Annotated in this window: 14 protein-coding genes and 1 pseudogene; 1 reads left to right on the forward strand and 14 read right to left on the reverse strand. The window is 57.5% G+C overall.

The window, feature by feature from the left end; genetic code table 11:
- Positions 1–193: 193 nt before the first annotated feature.
- From PM3016_RS29635 to lonB, 6 genes are all read right to left on the reverse strand, one after another.
- Positions 194–559: a hypothetical protein gene (locus PM3016_RS29635; protein WP_014371969.1), complete on the reverse strand. Its 366-nt coding sequence runs from the start codon at positions 557–559 to the stop codon at positions 194–196.
- A gap of 104 nt (positions 560–663) precedes the next feature.
- Positions 664–1,065: an adenosylmethionine decarboxylase gene (gene speD, locus PM3016_RS29640; RefSeq protein ID WP_014371970.1), complete on the reverse strand. Its 402-nt coding sequence runs from the start codon at positions 1,063–1,065 to the stop codon at positions 664–666.
- A 421-nt stretch (positions 1,066–1,486) separates the two neighbouring features.
- Positions 1,487–2,074: a hypothetical protein gene (locus PM3016_RS29645; protein ID WP_014371971.1), complete on the reverse strand. Its 588-nt coding sequence runs from the start codon at positions 2,072–2,074 to the stop codon at positions 1,487–1,489.
- Positions 2,075–2,470: 396 nt separating this feature from the next.
- The gene (yihA, locus tag PM3016_RS29650) at positions 2,471–3,148 is read right to left on the reverse strand and encodes a ribosome biogenesis GTP-binding protein YihA/YsxC (protein WP_014371972.1); all 678 of its coding nucleotides are present in this window, start codon (positions 3,146–3,148) and stop codon (positions 2,471–2,473) included.
- Positions 3,149–3,226: 78 nt separating this feature from the next.
- Positions 3,227–5,557 carry an endopeptidase La gene (lon, locus tag PM3016_RS29655; protein WP_013920142.1) on the reverse strand — a complete coding sequence of 777 codons (2,331 nt, stop codon included), beginning with the start codon at positions 5,555–5,557 and terminating at the stop codon, positions 3,227–3,229.
- 124 nt (positions 5,558–5,681) lie between these two features.
- The gene (gene lonB / locus PM3016_RS29660) at positions 5,682–7,388 is read right to left on the reverse strand and encodes an ATP-dependent protease LonB (RefSeq protein WP_013920143.1); all 1,707 of its coding nucleotides are present in this window, start codon (positions 7,386–7,388) and stop codon (positions 5,682–5,684) included.
- A 194-nt stretch (positions 7,389–7,582) separates the two neighbouring features.
- Between lonB and PM3016_RS29665 the strand changes: the two genes are divergently transcribed.
- Positions 7,583–8,338, forward strand: coding sequence for an N-acetylmuramoyl-L-alanine amidase family protein (locus PM3016_RS29665; RefSeq protein WP_014371973.1), 756 nt, complete (start codon positions 7,583–7,585; stop codon positions 8,336–8,338).
- A 66-nt stretch (positions 8,339–8,404) separates the two neighbouring features.
- Here PM3016_RS29665 and PM3016_RS29670 read toward each other — a convergent pair whose 3' ends face one another.
- The 8 genes and pseudogenes from PM3016_RS29670 to PM3016_RS40950 all read right to left on the reverse strand — a co-directional run bounded on the left by PM3016_RS29670 (position 8,405) and on the right by PM3016_RS40950 (position 17,618).
- Complete coding sequence (locus PM3016_RS29670) at positions 8,405–9,169, reverse strand: divergent polysaccharide deacetylase family protein (protein ID WP_013920145.1); 765 nt, start codon at positions 9,167–9,169, stop codon at positions 8,405–8,407.
- 198 nt (positions 9,170–9,367) lie between these two features.
- Complete coding sequence (gene ispG / locus PM3016_RS29675) at positions 9,368–10,477, reverse strand: flavodoxin-dependent (E)-4-hydroxy-3-methylbut-2-enyl-diphosphate synthase (RefSeq protein ID WP_013920146.1); 1,110 nt, start codon at positions 10,475–10,477, stop codon at positions 9,368–9,370.
- 138 nt (positions 10,478–10,615) lie between these two features.
- Positions 10,616–11,880 (reverse strand): annotated as a pseudogene (clpX, locus tag PM3016_RS29680) (ATP-dependent protease ATP-binding subunit ClpX).
- Between the two features lie 15 nt (positions 11,881–11,895).
- Entirely contained in the window at positions 11,896–12,486 is a 591-nt protein-coding gene (gene clpP, locus PM3016_RS29685; RefSeq protein ID WP_013920148.1) for an ATP-dependent Clp endopeptidase proteolytic subunit ClpP, read from the reverse strand.
- Between the two features lie 707 nt (positions 12,487–13,193).
- Positions 13,194–14,483: a trigger factor gene (tig, locus tag PM3016_RS29690; protein WP_014371974.1), complete on the reverse strand. Its 1,290-nt coding sequence runs from the start codon at positions 14,481–14,483 to the stop codon at positions 13,194–13,196.
- Positions 14,484–14,648: 165 nt separating this feature from the next.
- Positions 14,649–15,569, reverse strand: a complete 921-nt coding sequence (locus PM3016_RS29695) for a hypothetical protein (protein ID WP_013920152.1) — start codon at positions 15,567–15,569, stop codon at positions 14,649–14,651.
- Positions 15,570–15,846: 277 nt separating this feature from the next.
- The gene (locus PM3016_RS40435; RefSeq protein ID WP_041619295.1) at positions 15,847–17,052 is read right to left on the reverse strand and encodes a Ger(x)C family spore germination protein; all 1,206 of its coding nucleotides are present in this window, start codon (positions 17,050–17,052) and stop codon (positions 15,847–15,849) included.
- Entirely contained in the window at positions 17,049–17,618 is a 570-nt protein-coding gene (locus PM3016_RS40950) for a spore germination protein (RefSeq protein WP_337999645.1), read from the reverse strand. The genes PM3016_RS40435 and PM3016_RS40950 overlap by 4 nt, the downstream gene beginning before the upstream one ends.
- Positions 17,619–17,627 lie beyond the last annotated feature (9 nt).

Consider the following 17,627-nt stretch of genomic DNA (forward strand, 5'->3'; position numbering starts at 1 on the left):
AATATACTAGGAATCAGTGAGGAAGATCACGGCAGGACGCACGGCGCCACCGTTGTTAGTTTTTTCCCATTACGCGCGGCGTATACGGACTACGGAAGTTTTTTCTTCAGAAGCTTGGCCAGCTCTTCGGCCGCTGCCCGAACCCGATACGCCGCCGCTCTCCGATACCAGCTCGCTGTAGGCGGTATAGATGTCACTGTAGAGGTTCCCGGCTGCCGCCGACCTGCAGGCGGAGCAGGTACTGCATCAAGGCCTGCAGCGAAGGAAGCGGTGCGACTTCGCCTTCCCGGTAAACCTGCGCCAGATGCTCGTGGGTGAACTGCGCGGAGTAGACGGCCTGGCGCAGAGCGTCAAGCTCGGCGGTATCCCGGATCTTGGCGCTTTCGAGCAGGTAGCTGTTCAGCCGCTCCATCTGGAACGGCGACACCTGATAGAGCAGCTTCTCCGCCCGCTCCTGGGGAGCCCGGCCTCCCCGCATCTCCCCGATCTGCAGCAGCGGCCACAGAATCAGGATGGCGGCGATCGTGTATTTGAACCATTTGCTGCGGGTCCGTCTCATCCCCTGCCCTCCCCGCTCGTCAGTAACTCCTTGTGAGCATTGTATGGGACAGGGATAAAAGAAATAACCACGGATTGCTCCGTGGTTACTGTATGTCATCGATATTATTTCACCAATTGTTCTTGCTTCAGTGCAGGTGTTTCGACTTGCAGTTCACCCATACCGCGAACCAGTTTCTTCGCGTGAATCGTTTCCGGCTTCAGCACGGACAGCATGTGCTCGATAGCTACCTGAGGATCAACCGTCTCGCCGCAAGTGTAGCAGTCAAGAGCAGCAAAACCTCTCTCAGGATACGTGTGAATGGAGAGATGACTTTCCGACAGCAGTACCAGTACAGTTGCCCCTTGGGGTTCAAATTGCTTGGACTGAACGGACAATACAGTTGCACCACAAACCTCAGCAGCTTCTACCATTTGTGCCTGCAGCCACTCTGCATTATTCAGTAGATCAAAATCTACTCCCCAAGTGTCTACAGCTACGTGTCTTCCGAAAGTTGAATATTCCATCCTTCCGGTTCCCCCTTCCTAGGAATAAAATGTTGTAAAAATTTCATCCGCTAGGACCTACGTCATTCACTTCCCGAGGGATAAATCTCTCGCAACATAACATGTCCTGAGTGAATCCTGGTTCCTATTTTGTTTTCAACCTTGCGACTCTCGTTTGCAATCAACGAAACTAAAAATAACATCTCTTGAACAGAAATGCAATACTTTTTTTGAATAAGCTGTAGTCATTTGTCGAGAGATTCCTAACACATGAACAAATTATGTCCGATGCCTGTCCGGTGTGATTAAAGATCGCCGTCATTGCGCCTATCTTTGGGCCCGATCCGGCCTTTCTCGGAAGAAACGCCCCACAACGCCCCTGCACATATTCAAAACCCCGCAGCGGGACGCTGCGGGGCGGTAGACATTCGTATAAGTATAATTACGCTTCAAGTACGAACAACCGGTGAGTGAGCTTCTGGAGCCGCTCGTCGATATGCTCGCGGAGAGAGACATCCTGCAGCTCGTTTCTCAAGTCGAGGAGCGAATTCACCTGGGCTTTGAGAGAAACGATCTCCTGCTCCACCTCGTTCTTCAGGAACAGGGTTTGCAGCTCTCCAAGGGTATCTTTATATTCATAAATCAGTTTATCGGATTGGCTGGTTTTTTCCACGATTTTGACAACTGCACCTTGCTTGTACGTATACTCCATCGTATAGGCCGGATAGATCCGGTTGACTACGGCATCACCCTTGTATGTCGATACGGCTTTACGCATCAAATTCACGAGGTCCTTATTCCGGATGCGGCATGTGCCCTGGCAGATGTACAAGTTGTTTTTGCGCTCGAACGACAGGTTGATTTCTTCTTCCGAATCGTCCGGCAGTACCACCTCTTGGTTTCCGTTTTCTAAAACTTTGACTTGCAGGGAGGCTCCTTGATCCACAAACATCTGAATGAAACTGATCATCTCGGCTTCCGTTAACTGTAGGCAGGTTTTGACGTATTCAGTCGCTAACCTATTTGCCATAAAAATCCCTCGATTCATTTTTTTCGAACCTTGCAGCCTCAACACTTTTCAGTTGTTCTATATACATTATACTACATAATTATTTAATATTCCTGCCGGCGAATCATTGATTTTCGCCGGAATTCAGAAAATTTCGCTTTCTCGCCGAAGGAGCGCTTGGTAACTTCCAAATCCCTCGCTTTCCCACGTGTGTTTGTACGGTTCCCTAGGGGATCGGACAATAGGCGCAGCATGGTTCTCGTACCTTCGATTACCCCAAAAGCCTGTCCCTGAAACGCCTGAATTCTTTCGGATCAAGATAAACGGCTTCGCCTTGATGAGGCATACATTCTTATAGTTGCAAAAAAACCGCCTCCCGGCCCTAACGGCCGCAGAAACGGTTTTGTCGTTCAATGATTATAGTTCCCTGTCGTCTGCCGAAGCCGGCTTATGCTCTCCCTTTTCCAGTTCAGCAGATGCGGTTTCAGCGGGAACCGTCCCCGGAGGAACATACCCGATCCGGTCCTCAATGAGGCTCCACAGCTCGTCCTTGCCGATCCCAAGCTCCGAAGAGAACAGGATCATCGGATCGTCCTTATCCGCTCCCAGCGTCTCGCGGACGATCTTGAGGTGCTGCTGCCACTTGCCGCGGGGGATCTTGTCCGCCTTCGTGACGACAATGCACAGCGGCACGCCGTTGTGCTTCAGCCACGCGTACATCGCCTGGTCGTCCTTGGACGGCGGGTGGCGGACATCGATGACCTGCAGCACCAGTTTGAGCGGTTCGCGCTCGGTCAGGTACTGCTCAATGAATTTGCCCCACTTCTCCCTCTCGGTCTTGGAGACCTGCGCATACCCGTATCCCGGCAAATCCACGAAGAATAAGTCCTGATTAATCCGGTAATAGTTGAGCTGCTGGGTCTTGCCCGGTTTGGAGGAGGTGCGGGCGAGATTCTTTCTTTGGATCATGCGGTTGATGAGCGAAGACTTGCCGACATTAGAACGCCCTGCCAGAGCAATCTCCGGCAAGGCATCGGCAGGATACTGGCTCGGACCAACCGCACTGATAACGAATTCAGCCTGATTGACTTTCATGGCGTATCCTCTCTGTAGGCCGCCGGCCGGGTGAGCCGTCCAATAGGGGCTCCGCACCGGCCGGCGGCAGTGACTATGCTAGACTCTGGCCGGTTTGACCAGGGCATGCTCGAGTACTTCATCCATATGCGACACCGGATAGAACGTCAGTTCATTCCTTACGCTTTCCGGAATATCGTCGATATCCTTGGCATTGTCCTTCGGCAGGATGATCGTACGGATTCCGGCGCGGTGAGCGGCCATGCATTTCTCCTTGAGTCCGCCGATCGGCAGCACCCGGCCGCGCAGCGTGATTTCACCGGTCATGGCCACATGACGGGAGACCGGGATGTTGGTCAGCGCGGAGATGAGCGCCGTGCCCATCGTGATGCCTGCGGAAGGACCGTCCTTCGGAATGGCCCCCTCCGGGATATGGATGTGAATGTCGAACTTCTCATGGAAGTCCGGCTGGATGTGGAACTGCTCCACCCGCGAGCGGGTGTAACTGAAGGCGGCCTGGGCGGATTCCTTCATGACGTCGCCAAGCTTACCGGTCAAGGTCAGCTTGCCGTTGCCCGGCATGACGGTGACCTCGATGACCAGCGTATCGCCTCCGACCTCGGTCCAGGCAAGACCCGTAACGGCTCCGACTTGATCCCGCTCCTCGGCCATGCCGAATCGGAATTTCGGATTACCAAGGAAATCCTTGAGGTTCTCTGCCGTCACGTGCACGGTCGATGCGCCGCCGACGATCTGTTTGGCCCCTTTGCGGCAGATCGAAGAGATCTGCTGCTCCAGATTCCGCACCCCGGCTTCCCGGGTGTACTCGCGTACCGTACGCATCAGGGCAGCTTCATCCACGACGAGCTGGCCGTCCTCGAGACCGTGGTCGCGCTGCTGCTTCGGCAGCAGATACTTTTTGCCGATATGCAGCTTCTCCACCTCGGTATATCCCGGGATGTAGAGCACTTCCATCCGGTCGAGCAGCGGACGCGGAATGTTCTGGATGACGTTCGCGGTCGTGATGAACATGACGTTCGACAGGTCGAACGGCACCTCGATGTAGTGGTCGCTGAACGTGCTGTTCTGCTCCGGATCGAGCACCTCGAGGAGGGCCGAAGCCGGGTCGCCGCGGAAGTCCATCGCCATCTTATCAATCTCGTCGAGCAGGAACACCGGGTTGTTCGTCCCCGCCGTCTTCATCCCCTGGATAATCCGGCCCGGCATCGCACCGACATAGGTGCGGCGGTGACCGCGGATCTCCGCCTCGTCCCGGACGCCGCCGAGCGAGATCCGGACGAATTCACGGCCGAGCGATCTGGCGATGGAACGCGCGATGGACGTTTTACCGACCCCCGGAGGCCCCGCAAGGCACAGAATCGGCCCCTTGAGCTTCTTGACGAGCTTCTGCACCGCCAAGTACTCCAGGACACGCTCCTTGGGCTTCTCGAGGCCATAATGATCCTCGTTCAGGATCTCTTCGGCCTTCTGGATGTCGAGGTCGTCTTCCGTCTCGTTGTTCCAAGGCAGGCCGAGCAGCCAGTCGATGTAATTGCGGATGACGGAGCCTTCCGCCGAAGTCGCCGGCATCTTCTCGAGCCGGTCGATCTCCTTCTCGATCTTCTCGCGCACCTTCTCCGGCACGCCGCTCTCGGCCAGCTGGCTGCGCAGATCCTCCACTTCGCCCGCGCGGCCTTCCTTGTCGCCGAGCTCCTTCTGGATGGCTTTCATCTGCTCGCGGAGATAGTATTCCTTCTGCGTCTTCTCCATCTGCTTCTTGACGCGCTGGGAGATCTTGCGCTCGAGCTCGAGCACTTCCCGCTCGTTGTTCAGAATCGCCAGCAGCTTCTCCAGGCGGTCCTTCACGTTGACGGTTTCGAGAATCTCCTGCTTGTCTTTGATCTTAAGCGACAGATGACTGCAGATGACATCGGCCAGACGGCCCGGTTCATCGATATCGGAAACCGCCGCAAGAGTCTCCGGCGTCACTTTCTTCGATAGGTTGATATAATGCTCGAACTGGTTCAGAACCGTCCGCATAAGCGCATCGATCTCGGGATCGGATGTCTCCAGCTCAGGCAGTTCCTTCACCGTCACTTCGTAATATTCTTCGTTGCTCAGAAACTCGGTGATTTCGGCCCGGATGACGCCCTCGACCAGCACACGGATCGTCCCGTTGGGCAGCTTCAGCATCTGCCGGACTTTCGCGATGGTGCCGATCCGGTAGATGTCCTCGGTCTTCGGTTCCTCGATGTTCACTTCCGACTGCGAGCAGAGGAGAATCATGCTGTCCTCGACCATGGCCTTCTCCAGGGCGCGAACCGACTTCTCCCTGCCGACGTCCAAGTGAAGCACCATACTCGGATATACGAGCAGCCCCCGAAGCGGCAGCAGCGGCAGACGCCGCGTTTTATGTTTACTCGGTCCCATCCCGACGAGCACCTCCAGACTAAGGGTACAATGCTGTAAATCTCATTTTAACAAAATCCCTTTCAAAACACCAATGAGGCTCTGTTCCCGTCCGGAGAAAAAGAGAGACGCCGTACGCCCCGGATCAGGGCGCATCGGCGTGCAGAATCGTAACGGAAGCGGGAGACATGCCGTCCTGCGGCAGGGCCACCGTCTCCTCCGTCAGAACAAATTCCTGGCCAAGGGCATGGTGCAGCGCCTCTTCGATCGACTCGACCGGAATGACCTGCAGCCCGTTCAGCCCCGCGAAGATCTCCTGCCAGTTTTCCTTCGGAATGATGACCTTCGTCGCCCCGGCCTGAAAGGCCGCTTCCACCTTGGCGATAACGCCCCCCACCGGCTTGATCCGTCCGTGAATGGAAATTTCGCCTGTCATTGCCAGATGGTTGTCGACGGGCACTCCGCGGATGGCCGAAGTGATGGCTACCGCCATGGATACACCGGCAGACGGGCCGTCAATCGGCGTGCCCCCGGGGAAATTGATATGGAGATCGTAATTGTAAGGCTTGATGTTCAGCCGGCGGAGTACCGTCAAGACGTTCTCCACGGAACCCCTCGCCATGCTCTTACGGCGCAGCGTCCGGGAGCCGCCTCCCATCTCCTCCTCATCCACGACGCCCGTGATCGTGAACTGGCCTGCGCCCGGCTCCGCGGCCGGAATGGCGGTCACCTCGATATCCATCAGCGTGCCGAGATTCGGTCCGTAGACCGCCAGCCCGTTGACCAGCCCCACTTCCGGCTGCCCGGAAATCTTCTTCTCGGGACGCGGAGGGATCTGCGAGGAATTCACGACCCACTCGATGTCCGCTGCGGTGACTTCCCGCCGCTGGTCCGTCAGGGCCATGCCTGCCGCGAGCTGGATGACATTGACGGCTTCACGCCCGTTGGTCGCGTACTTCTTCACGACTTCGATCGCCGGCTCGCTGACCGGGAAGCCGATCTTCTGCAGCGCCTTCGTGGCAATATCCCCAATCTCACCCGGCAGCAGTGGACGGAAGTAGATCTCCATGCAGCGCGAGCGGATCGCCGGCGGCAGCTCCTGGGGATTGCGGGTCGTCGCCCCGACCAGACGGAAGTCCGCAGGAAGCCCGTTCTGGAACACATCATGAATGTAACCGGGGACATTGGAATCCTCGGAATTGTAATAGGCGCTCTCCAGGAAGACCTTGCGGTCCTCCAGTACCTTTAATAATTTATTCATCTGATGCGGATGCAATTCACCGATCTCGTCAATAAACAAAATGCCGCCGTGCGCCTTGGTTACTGCCCCCGGCTTCGGCTGGGGAATGCCGGCAACGCCCATGGCGCCGGCCCCCTGATAGATCGGATCGTGAACGGAGCCGATCAGCGGGTCTGCAATGCCCCGCTCGTCGAAGCGGGCGGTGGTCGCATCGATCTCGTGGAACTTCGCATCCGGGCGGAACGGCGACTCCGGATTTTTCTTCGCTTCTTCGAGAATGACCCGGGCAGCCGCGGTTTTCCCCACCCCCGGAGGACCGTATACGATGACGTGCTGCGGATTGGCTCCGCACAAGGCTGCTTTCAATGCGCGCAGACCTTCCTTTTGGCCTACGATGTCTTCCATCGCCGAAGGTCTCGTTTTCTCTGCAAGGGGCTTGTTCAGGGAGATGGAGCGGAGCTTGCGCAGCTTCTCGAGCTCTTTCTTCGATTCTTTATCCACAGCGGTGCGGTTCGTCTGTTGGTTGCGCAGCAAATTCCAGAAATACATCCCGATAACAATGGCGAAAAACAGCTGAACGACCATCATTACAACAGTGATACTCAAGGACATCAGGCCTCCCATCGTCGCAGCCCATCCGGCAGTCCGGACAGCCGCAACCATTCAATTATATATTTGGTAGTATTGCCCTCGGATGGAAGCATTAATCCCGCGGAAGGGAGAAACTTTTTGGGGGAACCTAAGACAGTCCCGGTATTAACTGCAATCCAAGCTTGAAGTCTTCAACCCAAAGGAGGAAGGACACGGTGAAACCACGCACACCCGTACGACAAAGGATAGGGAGCCTGCTGCTGGCCGGGCTGGCGGCCGGGATCCTTCCGGGCTTCGAACCGGCGGACATGCCGGAATCCCCCCCTTGGCCCATGGTGGACCAGCTTCTGCTGCCCGAGATCCGGGCGGATCATCCAGCCCTGTCCCAGACCGACATCCTCATTGACGTCGGACACGGAGGGGTGGACGGCGGAACCGTATACGGTGATATTCTGGAAAAAAACATCAACCTGGAGATCGCCCGCCGGACCTATGACGCGCTGCGGGGCAGCGGTTATACCGTGCTGCTGAATCGTGTGGGCGATTATGCCCTGAGCAGCGACAACCACTGGCTGAACAGCCGCTCGCGGCATCTCAAGGACCTTGCCCAGCGCAGCCACCTGGCGAAGGAAGTGAGCCCCAAGGTGATGATCTCGCTCCATGTGAACTCCGCGAAAAATTCATCCAAGCGGGGAGCCCTGCTCATCCACCAGAAAGGCAAGGAGAGCCGGAAGCTCGCGCTCTGCCTGCAGGAAGCGTTGAACCCGCTCTACGGCACCGATACGGAGCCGGTTTACGGCCGCTCCTATTATTTGATGAAGCACGTGAAGGCCCCTTCCGTCATTGTGGAGATGGGCTACCTCACCAACGAGGAGGACCGGCGGCTCCTGTTGGATGCCGCTTCGCAGCAGAAGATTGCAGAGCGCATCGCGGCCGGGGTGAGAACCTACCTCGACGTGCATGCCCGCTGAGCGGCTCTGCAGCGCATGCGAAGAAGCCGGATTCTTCGCAAGAATCCGGCTCGGGGTCACCCCGTCCTATGGAATGTGCATCGTCTGGGATATAGGGACAAATACCGCTCCCTGTCCCTGCAGCACCGGGATGGACTCCTTCAATACGGAGGCCGTATGTTTGCCCGGCGGTCCCACATGACCGATGAGCACCGTCACCTCATGGCTTTTGACATGCTTCTGGACCTTCAGCGCCTGCTTCAGGATATGACTGCGCGTATAGATGTCGTCCATGAAAATATGGTTCTCCGCGGTCTTCACGCCAAGCTCCTTGGAGAGCTTGCGCACCACACTCTTGTCCGTTGTCCGGCTGTCCAGGAAAAACAGCCCTCTCTCGGCACATACCTCGAGCACCACGCGCATCACCCGCTCGTCCGCCGTAGCCCGGGAGCCCATATGATTGTTGAGGCCAATGGCATGCGGCACATCTTCAATGGCGGCGATGACCCGCTCCCGGATCTCCTCGTCCGTCAGCCGGGTCGTAATGGCTCCGGGGCCCAGCCAGCTGGCCTTGCCCTTGCGGGGCTCCATCGGCAGATGAACGAGCACTTCCTTGCCGAGCGAATGAGCCTTCTCCGCATCCGATTTGGTGCTGGGCAGGAAAGGCATCACGGCTGCGGCGAAAGGTATCGACAGCTCGAACATCTGCTCCGTCCCCGTCATACTGTTCCCGAAGTCATCGATCACGACGGCCACCCGCCTCTGCGCCGGTTCCTCCGCATGGGTGACCGGACTGATGACGGCTGCCGCCAGCACGGCCCCCAGCGTTAAGGCGATCCAATGTTGTTTCATGCCATCCCTCCTCCTCTTCCTCGCTGCTCTCCCTGTTATTTCCTATCCCCTCCCTCTTTATGCATGATTCAGCCATACAGGCCGCAGAAGCCCGCGGGAACCGTAAAATAAAAAAGCCCTGTACGCCGGAGCTGCAGCAGCTCCTCGGTCGTACAGGACTTCGTCTTTGTTGCTTGGTTATGCCAGGGAGCCGGTCCGTTATACGCCGGCGTGATGCTTGCGGCCTGGAATCTCCCCGGTCCGCTCGAAGTGTTCGACGATGATATCGATCTCCTTCTTAAGCTCGTTCAGCAGTTCGGCTTCCGGTACCTTGCGGATCATCTGCCCGTACCGGAACAGCATTCCTTCTCCCCGTGCGCCCGCGATGCCGATATCCGCTTCACGCGCTTCACCGGGACCGTTCACCGCGCAGCCCAGCACCGACACCTTGATCGGCACCTTGAGCTTCGAGATGTAAGCTTCCACTTCGTTGGCGATGGAGAAGAGGTCGATGTCGAGACGTCCGCAGGTCGGGCAGGATACGAGCGTCGCCGCATTCGTAATCAGTCCGAAGCTCTTCAGCAGCTCGCGGCACACCTTCACCTCTTCGACCGGGTCGGCACTGAGGGAGATCCGGATCGTCGAGCCGATGCCCATGCTGAGCAGGGCGCCCAGACCCGCAGCACTCTTGACCGTACCGGAGAAGAGCGTACCGGCTTCGGTGATCCCGAGGTGCAGCGGGTACTTGAAGGCGGAAGCCGCTTTGGTGTAGGCCGCAATGGCCATCGGTACGTCAGAAGCTTTGAGCGATACGATGATGTCCCGGAAATCGAGCTCTTCCAGGATCCCGATATGGTAAAGTGCACTCTCTACCATCGCTTCCGGCGTAGGGTAGCCGTACTTCTCGAGCAGATGGTTTTCCAGGGAGCCGGCGTTGACGCCGATCCGGATCGGAATTCCTCTCTCCTTGCAGGCCTTCACCACGGCCTCCACCTTCTCGCGGCGGCCGATGTTGCCCGGGTTGATCCGGACTTTGTCGATGCCGTTCTCAATGGCCATCAGGGCCAGGCGGTGGTCGAAGTGAATGTCCGCTACCAGGGGAATCGAAATCTGCTTCTTGATCTCCTTGATCGCCTCGGCCGCTTCTTTGTTATTCACAGTGACGCGGACGATCTGACACCCCGCCTCCTCGAGCCGGTGGATCTCGGCGACCGTCGCCTTCACATCGGCCGTCTTCGTGGTGCACATGCTCTGGATGATCACGTCGTTGCTGCCGCCGATCGTCAGGTTCCCGACCCGGACCGGTACCGTCTCAGTTCTATGAAACATGTATTGTTTTCTCTCCCATGATACCAAACATCCTCCGCTCCGAAGACATGCCCCGGAAAGATCTTCCTGGGCACCGAACAGCTTCGGATTGGAGGTGTTTGGTCTTATAGTATTACACGCTCACGCGGCAGGCCGCGCTTACGCACTTTCTTCTTTCTTCTTCACGGACTGCGCATCGACCGCCGTAATCTGCGGAGCGATCTTCGCCTGCACCGCTTCTTTCGTTACGATGCACTTCGAATTCTCGCCGCGGGAAGGCGCTTCGTACATCACGTCGAGCATGATGCCCTCGATGATGGCACGCAGGCCCCGTGCGCCGGTGTTGCGCTTGATCGCTTCCTTCGCGATCTCTTCCAGCGCTTCCGCATCGAATTCGAGCGTCAGGTTATCCATGTCAAGCAGCTTCTGATACTGCTTCACCAGGGCGTTCTTCGGCTCGGTCAGGATCCGGACGAGCGCTGCTTCATCGAGCGGCTCGAGGGTCGAGATGACCGGAAGACGGCCGACGAATTCCGGAATGAGGCCGAACTTCAGAAGGTCCTCAGGCAGCACCAAAGAGAGGTACTCCCCTGGCTTCAGGTCGGCTTTGAAGCCGTCCGTGCCGAAGCCGATGACTTTCTTGCCGATCCGGCGCTTGATGATCTGCTCGAGGCCGTCAAAGGCACCGCCGCAGATGAACAGGATGTTCGTCGTATCGATCTGGATGAATTCCTGATGCGGGTGCTTGCGGCCGCCCTGCGGAGGAACGGAAGCTACCGTGCCTTCGAGGATCTTCAGGAGCGCCTGCTGTACGCCTTCGCCGGACACGTCACGGGTAATCGACGGGTTCTCGGACTTGCGGGCCACTTTATCGATTCTGTCGATATAGATGATGCCGCGCTCTGCCTTCTCCACGCATAATCCGCCGCCTGGATCAGCTTCAGCAGGATGTTCTCGACGTCCTCGCCCACATAGCCGGCTTCCGTGAGGGAAGTGGCGTCGGCGATAGCAAACGGAACGTTGAGAATCTTCGCCAGCGTCTGGGCCAGAAGCGTCTTCCCGCTTCCTGTCGGGCCGACAAGCACGATGTTGGACTTCTGAAGCTCAACGTCCTCCACCTTGCCCTGCTGGGAGTTGATCCGCTTGTAGTGGTTGTATACGGCTACGGAGAGGGATTTCTTCGCCTGCTCCTGGCCGATGACGTAGGAATCCAGGATCGCCCGGATCTCCATCGGCTTCGGTACGTCCTTGAGGTCCAGCTCTTCCTCGTGGCCGAGCTCCTCTTCCACGATTTCGGTGCAGAGCTCAATGCACTCGTCGCATATATAAACGCCGGGGCCGGCTACCAGCTTGCGCACCTGTTCCTGCGACTTGCCGCAGAAGGAGCATTTCAGCTGACCTTTTTCATCGTTAAATTTAAACATGGGATCACTCCTTTTCTAGGTCAGGTCACTGCGAGTGATGACCGCATCAATGAGCCCGTACTCTTTGGCTTCAGCCGCGCTCATGAAGTTGTCTCGGTCGGTGTCGCGTTCGATTTTATCGTAAGGCTGTCCCGTACGCGCCACATAGATTTCATTGAGCTTGCGCTTCGTCTTGATGATCCAGTCGGCGTGGATCTTGATATCCGACGCCTGGCCGCGCACGCCGCCGAGCGGCTGGTGAATCATCACTTCGCTGTTCGGCAGAGCAAAGCGCTTGCCCGGTGCGCCGGCTGTCAGCAGAAGCGAGCCCATGCTGGCCGCGAGGCCTACGCAGATGGTCGAAACGTCCGGTTTGATAAATTGCATTGTATCATAAATACCCATCCCGGCGGTTACCGAACCACCCGGCGAGTTAATGTACAGATGGATGTCCTTATCCGGATCCGTTGCCGCTAGGAACAGCAGTTGGGCAATGACCAGGTTTGCGACGTCATCGTCAATTGCGCTGCCCAAAAAGATAATACGGTCCTTGAGCAAACGCGAATAAATATCATAAGAGCGCTCGCCGCGGCCTTCTTGTTCCACAACCATTGGTACCAGAGTCATCTATTCCAACCCCTTTACTCCATGAAATACAGTGCGTTATGTGCCTTACCTTCGTATTGTAGCACAAATCTTTGGTAAAAGCCCAACATCCCCCTAAATCCCCCTTCCAAGGGGGACCCCATGGGCTGCCGCCCCTGGACCCCGCTAAGTTCAAGGAACGTCGGCGGGACAGGAGAGTCGCTTCGAAGCGGGTGCGGCGGGGGATCGCGTCCGTCCTTAGTGCCGGTTTGCCCCTCGGGCAAGCCGGCACTAAGGACACGCTTCACGGTGGGCGGGTAACGGGAAACCAGCGGCTTCATGGCGCGAAGCCGAAGAGCGGAAAACCGGCGGCTTCATAGCCCGTCCGTTCCTCCGGGCGCGAAACCGAAGAGCAGGAAAGCGAGACAGCCGTGCCTTAGAGACGAAAATGGCTGCTGGGCGGCACATCCCTATCGGGGGCGGACGAACAGCAGACAGCGGCAAAATCCTATGTCTTCCTATGTACTTACGGATACTTCATATGTATGGATCAGTATGGCTCAAGTGCTTATGTTCTATGTACCACTTATGGGGTGTTTTGAAACGCCGGCTGCAGCCATATGGGCTCCCGTGTTCGGGGGCGTCGGGGTAATCCGCGTTTTTAGGGTAAAACAAAGGCACGCTTGTGGAACACACGTGCCTTTGTTTCTATCTCTATAGTACGCGGTAAGCGTTAGGCGGACCTAAGCTTAAGCCGATTTGCTGTTGTCAACCAGGAATGCCACGGTCTTGCGGGTGATGATGTCAGCCAGCAGCGTGGACAGGTTGCCGTTGGAAGTGAAGATGCTGCGGATCTCGGCTGCGGAACGGCCGTACATGCCGGCCAGGTTCTCGAACTCGGCGTTGATCTCTTCCTCGGTTACCTCGATGCCTTCCTTCTTCGCGACGGCTTCAAGAACCAGGTTGTTGCGGACGCGCTTCTCAGCGTCGCCGCGCATTTGGCCCTTGAGGTCTTCAGCGCTTTGGCCGGTGAACTGGTAGTACATGTCAATGTTCATGCCTTGCGTACGCAGACGGTTTTCGAATTCCTTCAGCATTTGCTCGGTTTCGTCATTGATCATGACTTCCGGGATGTCCACTGTAGCGGATGCAGCGACTTTCTCTACTGCGTCAGCTTCCTTCTTGGACTTCACTTCGTTCTCTTTGCGCTCTTGAAGCTTCTTCTGGAGATCGGCTTTGTACTCGTCCAGCGTTTCGAACTCGCTTACGTCCTTCGCGAACTCATCGTCAAGCTCAGGCAGGTTCTTGCGCTTGATGTCGTGCAGTACGATCTTGAATACCGCTTCTTTGCCTTTGAGCTCTTCGGAGTGGTAGTTCTCAGGGAAGGTTACCGTGATATCCTTCTCGCCGCCCTTCTCAAGGCCGACTACCTGCTCTTCGAAGCCAGGGATGAAGCTGCCGGAGCCAAGCTCGAGGGAATATCTCTCGGCTTTGCCGCCTTCGAATGCTACGCCGTCAACAAAACCTTCGAAGTCAATCACAACGACATCGCCGTTTTGTGCAGCGCCTTCTTCAACTGGAACCAGCTCGGCGTGACGGTTTTGCATTTTTTGGAGTTCCTCTTGCACTTCTTCAGCCGAAACTTCGGAAGATACGGACTCGAGTTCAAGGCCTTTGTACTCGCCGAGCTCCACTTCAGGCTTCACGACAACCTTCGCTTTGAACTTCAGCGTCTGGCCTTTCGCGAACTGCTCAACGTCTACTTCAGGACGGTCTACAGGCTCGATGCCCGTCTCGTTCACAGCGGCTACATAAGCATCGGGAACGATGAAATCCAGAGCGTCTTGATACAGGCTCTCCACGCCGAATTTGGATTCAAAAATAGCGCGAGGCACTTTGCCCTTGCGGAAACCCGGGACGTTCACTTTTTGTACGACTTTCTTGAATGCCTTGTCCAGAGCGGCGGCCACCTGTTCCGCTTCGACTTCAATATCAAGAACTCCAACGTTCTTCTCTATCTTTTCCCAGCTTGCTTTCATTTTATGCTTTCCCCTCCAAAAATTATCCATCGCAATTTTGTCACGCGGCAGTGCCATGAAACTGCCACGGACGAGCCTGCCAATATAACCATTCCATTATAACCATTATATAACGGCTTTTCAAGGCTTGTCCTTAAGGCGCTTTCAGCCCGCAGCGGCGGAGCCTCACGGTCTCCGGCTGAACATCGTCTGGGCGAAGAGCTGCATCGTCCGGTAGGCCTGCTCCCACTGGAACATGAGATCGCTTGTAATCCCGTACAATTCAAAAATCTCCGCCCGGTCCCCTCCGTCGAAAACCTTCTCGAGAAGGGTCAGGTGGAGCGCGGCCGCCCATACATCCACACAGGCGGGGTCCTGCTTCAGCATCTGGCGGTAGGCCGAGGTGCCGTACACGAACGCCAGAAACTCATTCCACGTCTCCGCAGCAAAATAAGATAAGGCCGGATACTGCATCTCGCTGATTTCCTGCACTCTTGCGATTATCTCCTGAATCTGCGCCGGGAACTGGTCGAAGCCCGCCGGCGTCTCTTCGATCTCGATCTCCGTGCTCTCCCCGTTTTTGCTCAGGGCTAGGGTCCCGCTGACGCCCCGTTTGCGCAGCGTCTGCAGGGTTTTGAACTGGATCAGGGGATGCATCGGCCGCTCCGCAACCCATTCGAGCAGCGCGTCATCAATGGCCGGGTGATCCAGGAACGCCAGCTGGTCGAGCGCCAGCAGCTGTTTATCCACCGCTTCCTGGTTCATCAGGTGCTCCAGCAGCTTCTCGGCGTACTCCCCGCTGTCTTCGTGCCTGCCGTTCAGGTGCTGCCGCAGCAGCTCCTCTTCATCCCACTCTGGGTCCTCGTCCGTTCCCGGGTTCCCTTCCCCGTGAAAAGCAGCATCCGGAAACATCATCTGAAGCCAGTCGAGGAGCGACTGCCATTCCTCCCGGGCCTTCTCGTCGCCTGTCCTGCAGGAGAGGAGAAACTGCAGCAGCCGGGTCGTCTCCCCGTACCGCTCGGATTCGAGCAGCCGGGTCAGCTCGAATTGGTAGTATTCAACCGTCTTCGGAAACAGAATGACGTTGTCGCTTGGCTGCCCGCTCATCTTACACCGTCCTTCCCGCTAGGGCATCTATGAAAGCCAGTGTACCCGAAATAGGCCGTGAAAGCAAAGCCGAGGCCCCTCCGACCGCTCCGCTCCAAGCCCGGCTGCAGAAAGGGGGACCCGGTCCAGGAGGCAGGTAAAGCGCCCGCCCGGACGGGCAGCCAAGAGCCCGTCATCCCTCCGCATCCCCAGTACACACCCCTATGTGCTCTCCGCAGCATCTGCCGTATGTCGTCCTTTCCACTTTCCTTATCAGGCCGTGGGCTCTGCACCGCCCTTACCGCTGATTATACCTCTCCAGCGTATACTTGCCCCCCGAAACGATGTAGGGCTTGACGCGGATCTGCCGCAGCGAGCTCTCCTTTAGCTTCTCTGCCGCGAGCTCCGCCTTCCGGCGGGGCGGCAGAACGGCGGCGGTCCGGTACCGGTGCTGCTGCAGCCCGTACAGATCCCCCTTCAGCTTCAGGCCCGCCGCATAGGTCCGGCGGATCTCTTCCTCAATGAGCCGGGCGGCCTTGCCGGCCAGCTCCTCCTCGGTCATGGGACGCTTGAGCTCGGATACCGTGCCCTGCACGGATACCTCCAGGTCGTAGACCGGCGCTCCGTTCTCCTCGCCCTCGATGATCGTGTAACGGGGTTTGCGCATCCGCAGGATCGCGGTCTCTTCTCCCCCCTCTTCAATATCCAGCCAGGCCCTGTGGGTGGTCCGCTCCAGCCAGTGCAGCCCTTGAAGCTGCTCCATCGAAAGAGCTCCCAAGGTTTTCTGCCCCTGGATTAGATAGGCTCCGCTGATGCGCTGGGAGGGGACCGGCTCCAGGTTTTTCTTCCAGTACTCCTTCGAGAGGGAGACCGAGGGCAGCAGGACGCAGCGGTACGGCTCATAAAAACCGGCCATGAAGCGGCTCAGCCGGATCGGACGGATGCTCGACGAGGCGAAATAATTGTCCTCCGGCGAATGCAGAATCATGCCGAGGCGGGTGCGCTCGAAATTCGGAGAGGCGATGAACAGCGCCGGGATGCTGTCGCGTGTCCCGAACACCCACATCGTATAGCGCATCTCATAGTAGCGGAAAAAGGATTCGAGCACATCGGAGACGTTGGTCATCCGCAGCAGCGTATCCCCGAGCAGCAGCGAGGTTACATGCCCCCAGTACAGCTTGTGCTCGGAATTCGCCATGATCCGGCCCACGGCTTCGACGTAGCTCTTGCCCCGTCCTTCGGCAATCCAGGCCGGAACGGGCTTCACATCCTGATTTCCCTCTCCCTTGGCGACCTTGGAGAAGGAAATGAGCTGCGCATACACCACAAACTGCTTCTCCTCCGGAAGATAGTCGATCCCCACGGCATTGACGTAATCAAGCTCATCCACATCGTTGGCGTTCCAGCAGCCGGAGAGGAGAAGGACGGGCAGTAGAAGCGCAGGCAGACGCAGAAGGGATAACCCTCTTTTCCGTAACCCCTTCACGTTCCATAAACTCTTCACGCCTCTCCCTCCCCCGCCCCATCCCGTTTGCTCGGCAGATGGAACTTCAGAGCCTCCGGCCGCCGGCGCTCCTCGCCCCTCGGCATCCGGGAGAACACGAAGCGCAGGTCCTTCCAGACCGGAGGGGAGAACGGCGACAGGAAAGGGACGCCGAAGGATCGGAGATTCGCCATGTACACGAGCACCGAGAAGGTTCCCGTGAAGAAGCCGAACAGCCCGAAGACCGCCGACAGCAGGAAGACGTACATGCGGATGAGGCCCACCCCGACGCCGAACAAGCCTCCCGACAGCACAAACTGGGAGATCGAGGTCACCGCCGCCACCACCAGCGACGCCGGGGAGGAAAGGCCCGCATTGATGATCGCATCGCCGATGATCAGCCCCCCCACCACGGAGATCGAAGGACCGAGCGTGCTCGGCAGGCGGATGCCCGCTTCGAGGAACAGCTGGAACATGAACATCATGAGCAGCAGCTCCAGCGGCCCCTCTATCGGCGTGCCCATGTTCTGTACGGAGATCGTCGCCAGCAGAGGAAACGGAATCTGATCCTGGTGATAGGTCGTCAGTGTCCGTCC

The organism is Paenibacillus mucilaginosus 3016, assembly GCF_000250655.1.
Lineage (GTDB): Bacteria > Bacillota > Bacilli > Paenibacillales > NBRC-103111 > Paenibacillus_G > Paenibacillus_G mucilaginosus.

Bases quoted from the DNA above. Each gene is read 5' to 3' on its own strand.
- ispG (WP_013920146.1), bottom strand. From the start codon at position 10,477: ATGTTTCATAGAACTGAGACGGTACCGGTCCGGGTCGGGAACCTGACG.
- PM3016_RS29670 (WP_013920145.1), bottom strand. From the start codon at position 9,169: ATGAAACAACATTGGATCGCCTTAACGCTGGGGGCCGTGCTGGCGGCA.
- PM3016_RS29695 (WP_013920152.1), bottom strand. From the start codon at position 15,569: ATGAGCGGGCAGCCAAGCGACAACGTCATTCTGTTTCCGAAGACGGTT.
- lon (WP_013920142.1), bottom strand. From the start codon at position 5,557: ATGGGACCGAGTAAACATAAAACGCGGCGTCTGCCGCTGCTGCCGCTT.
- yihA (WP_014371972.1), bottom strand. From the start codon at position 3,148: ATGAAAGTCAATCAGGCTGAATTCGTTATCAGTGCGGTTGGTCCGAGC.
- clpP (WP_013920148.1), bottom strand. From the start codon at position 12,486: ATGACTCTGGTACCAATGGTTGTGGAACAAGAAGGCCGCGGCGAGCGC.
- tig (WP_014371974.1), bottom strand. From the start codon at position 14,483: ATGAAAGCAAGCTGGGAAAAGATAGAGAAGAACGTTGGAGTTCTTGAT.
- PM3016_RS29635 (WP_014371969.1), bottom strand. From the start codon at position 559: ATGAGACGGACCCGCAGCAAATGGTTCAAATACACGATCGCCGCCATC.
- speD (WP_014371970.1), bottom strand. From the start codon at position 1,065: ATGGAATATTCAACTTTCGGAAGACACGTAGCTGTAGACACTTGGGGA.
- lonB (WP_013920143.1), bottom strand. From the start codon at position 7,388: ATGTCCTTGAGTATCACTGTTGTAATGATGGTCGTTCAGCTGTTTTTC.
- PM3016_RS29645 (WP_014371971.1), bottom strand. From the start codon at position 2,074: ATGGCAAATAGGTTAGCGACTGAATACGTCAAAACCTGCCTACAGTTA.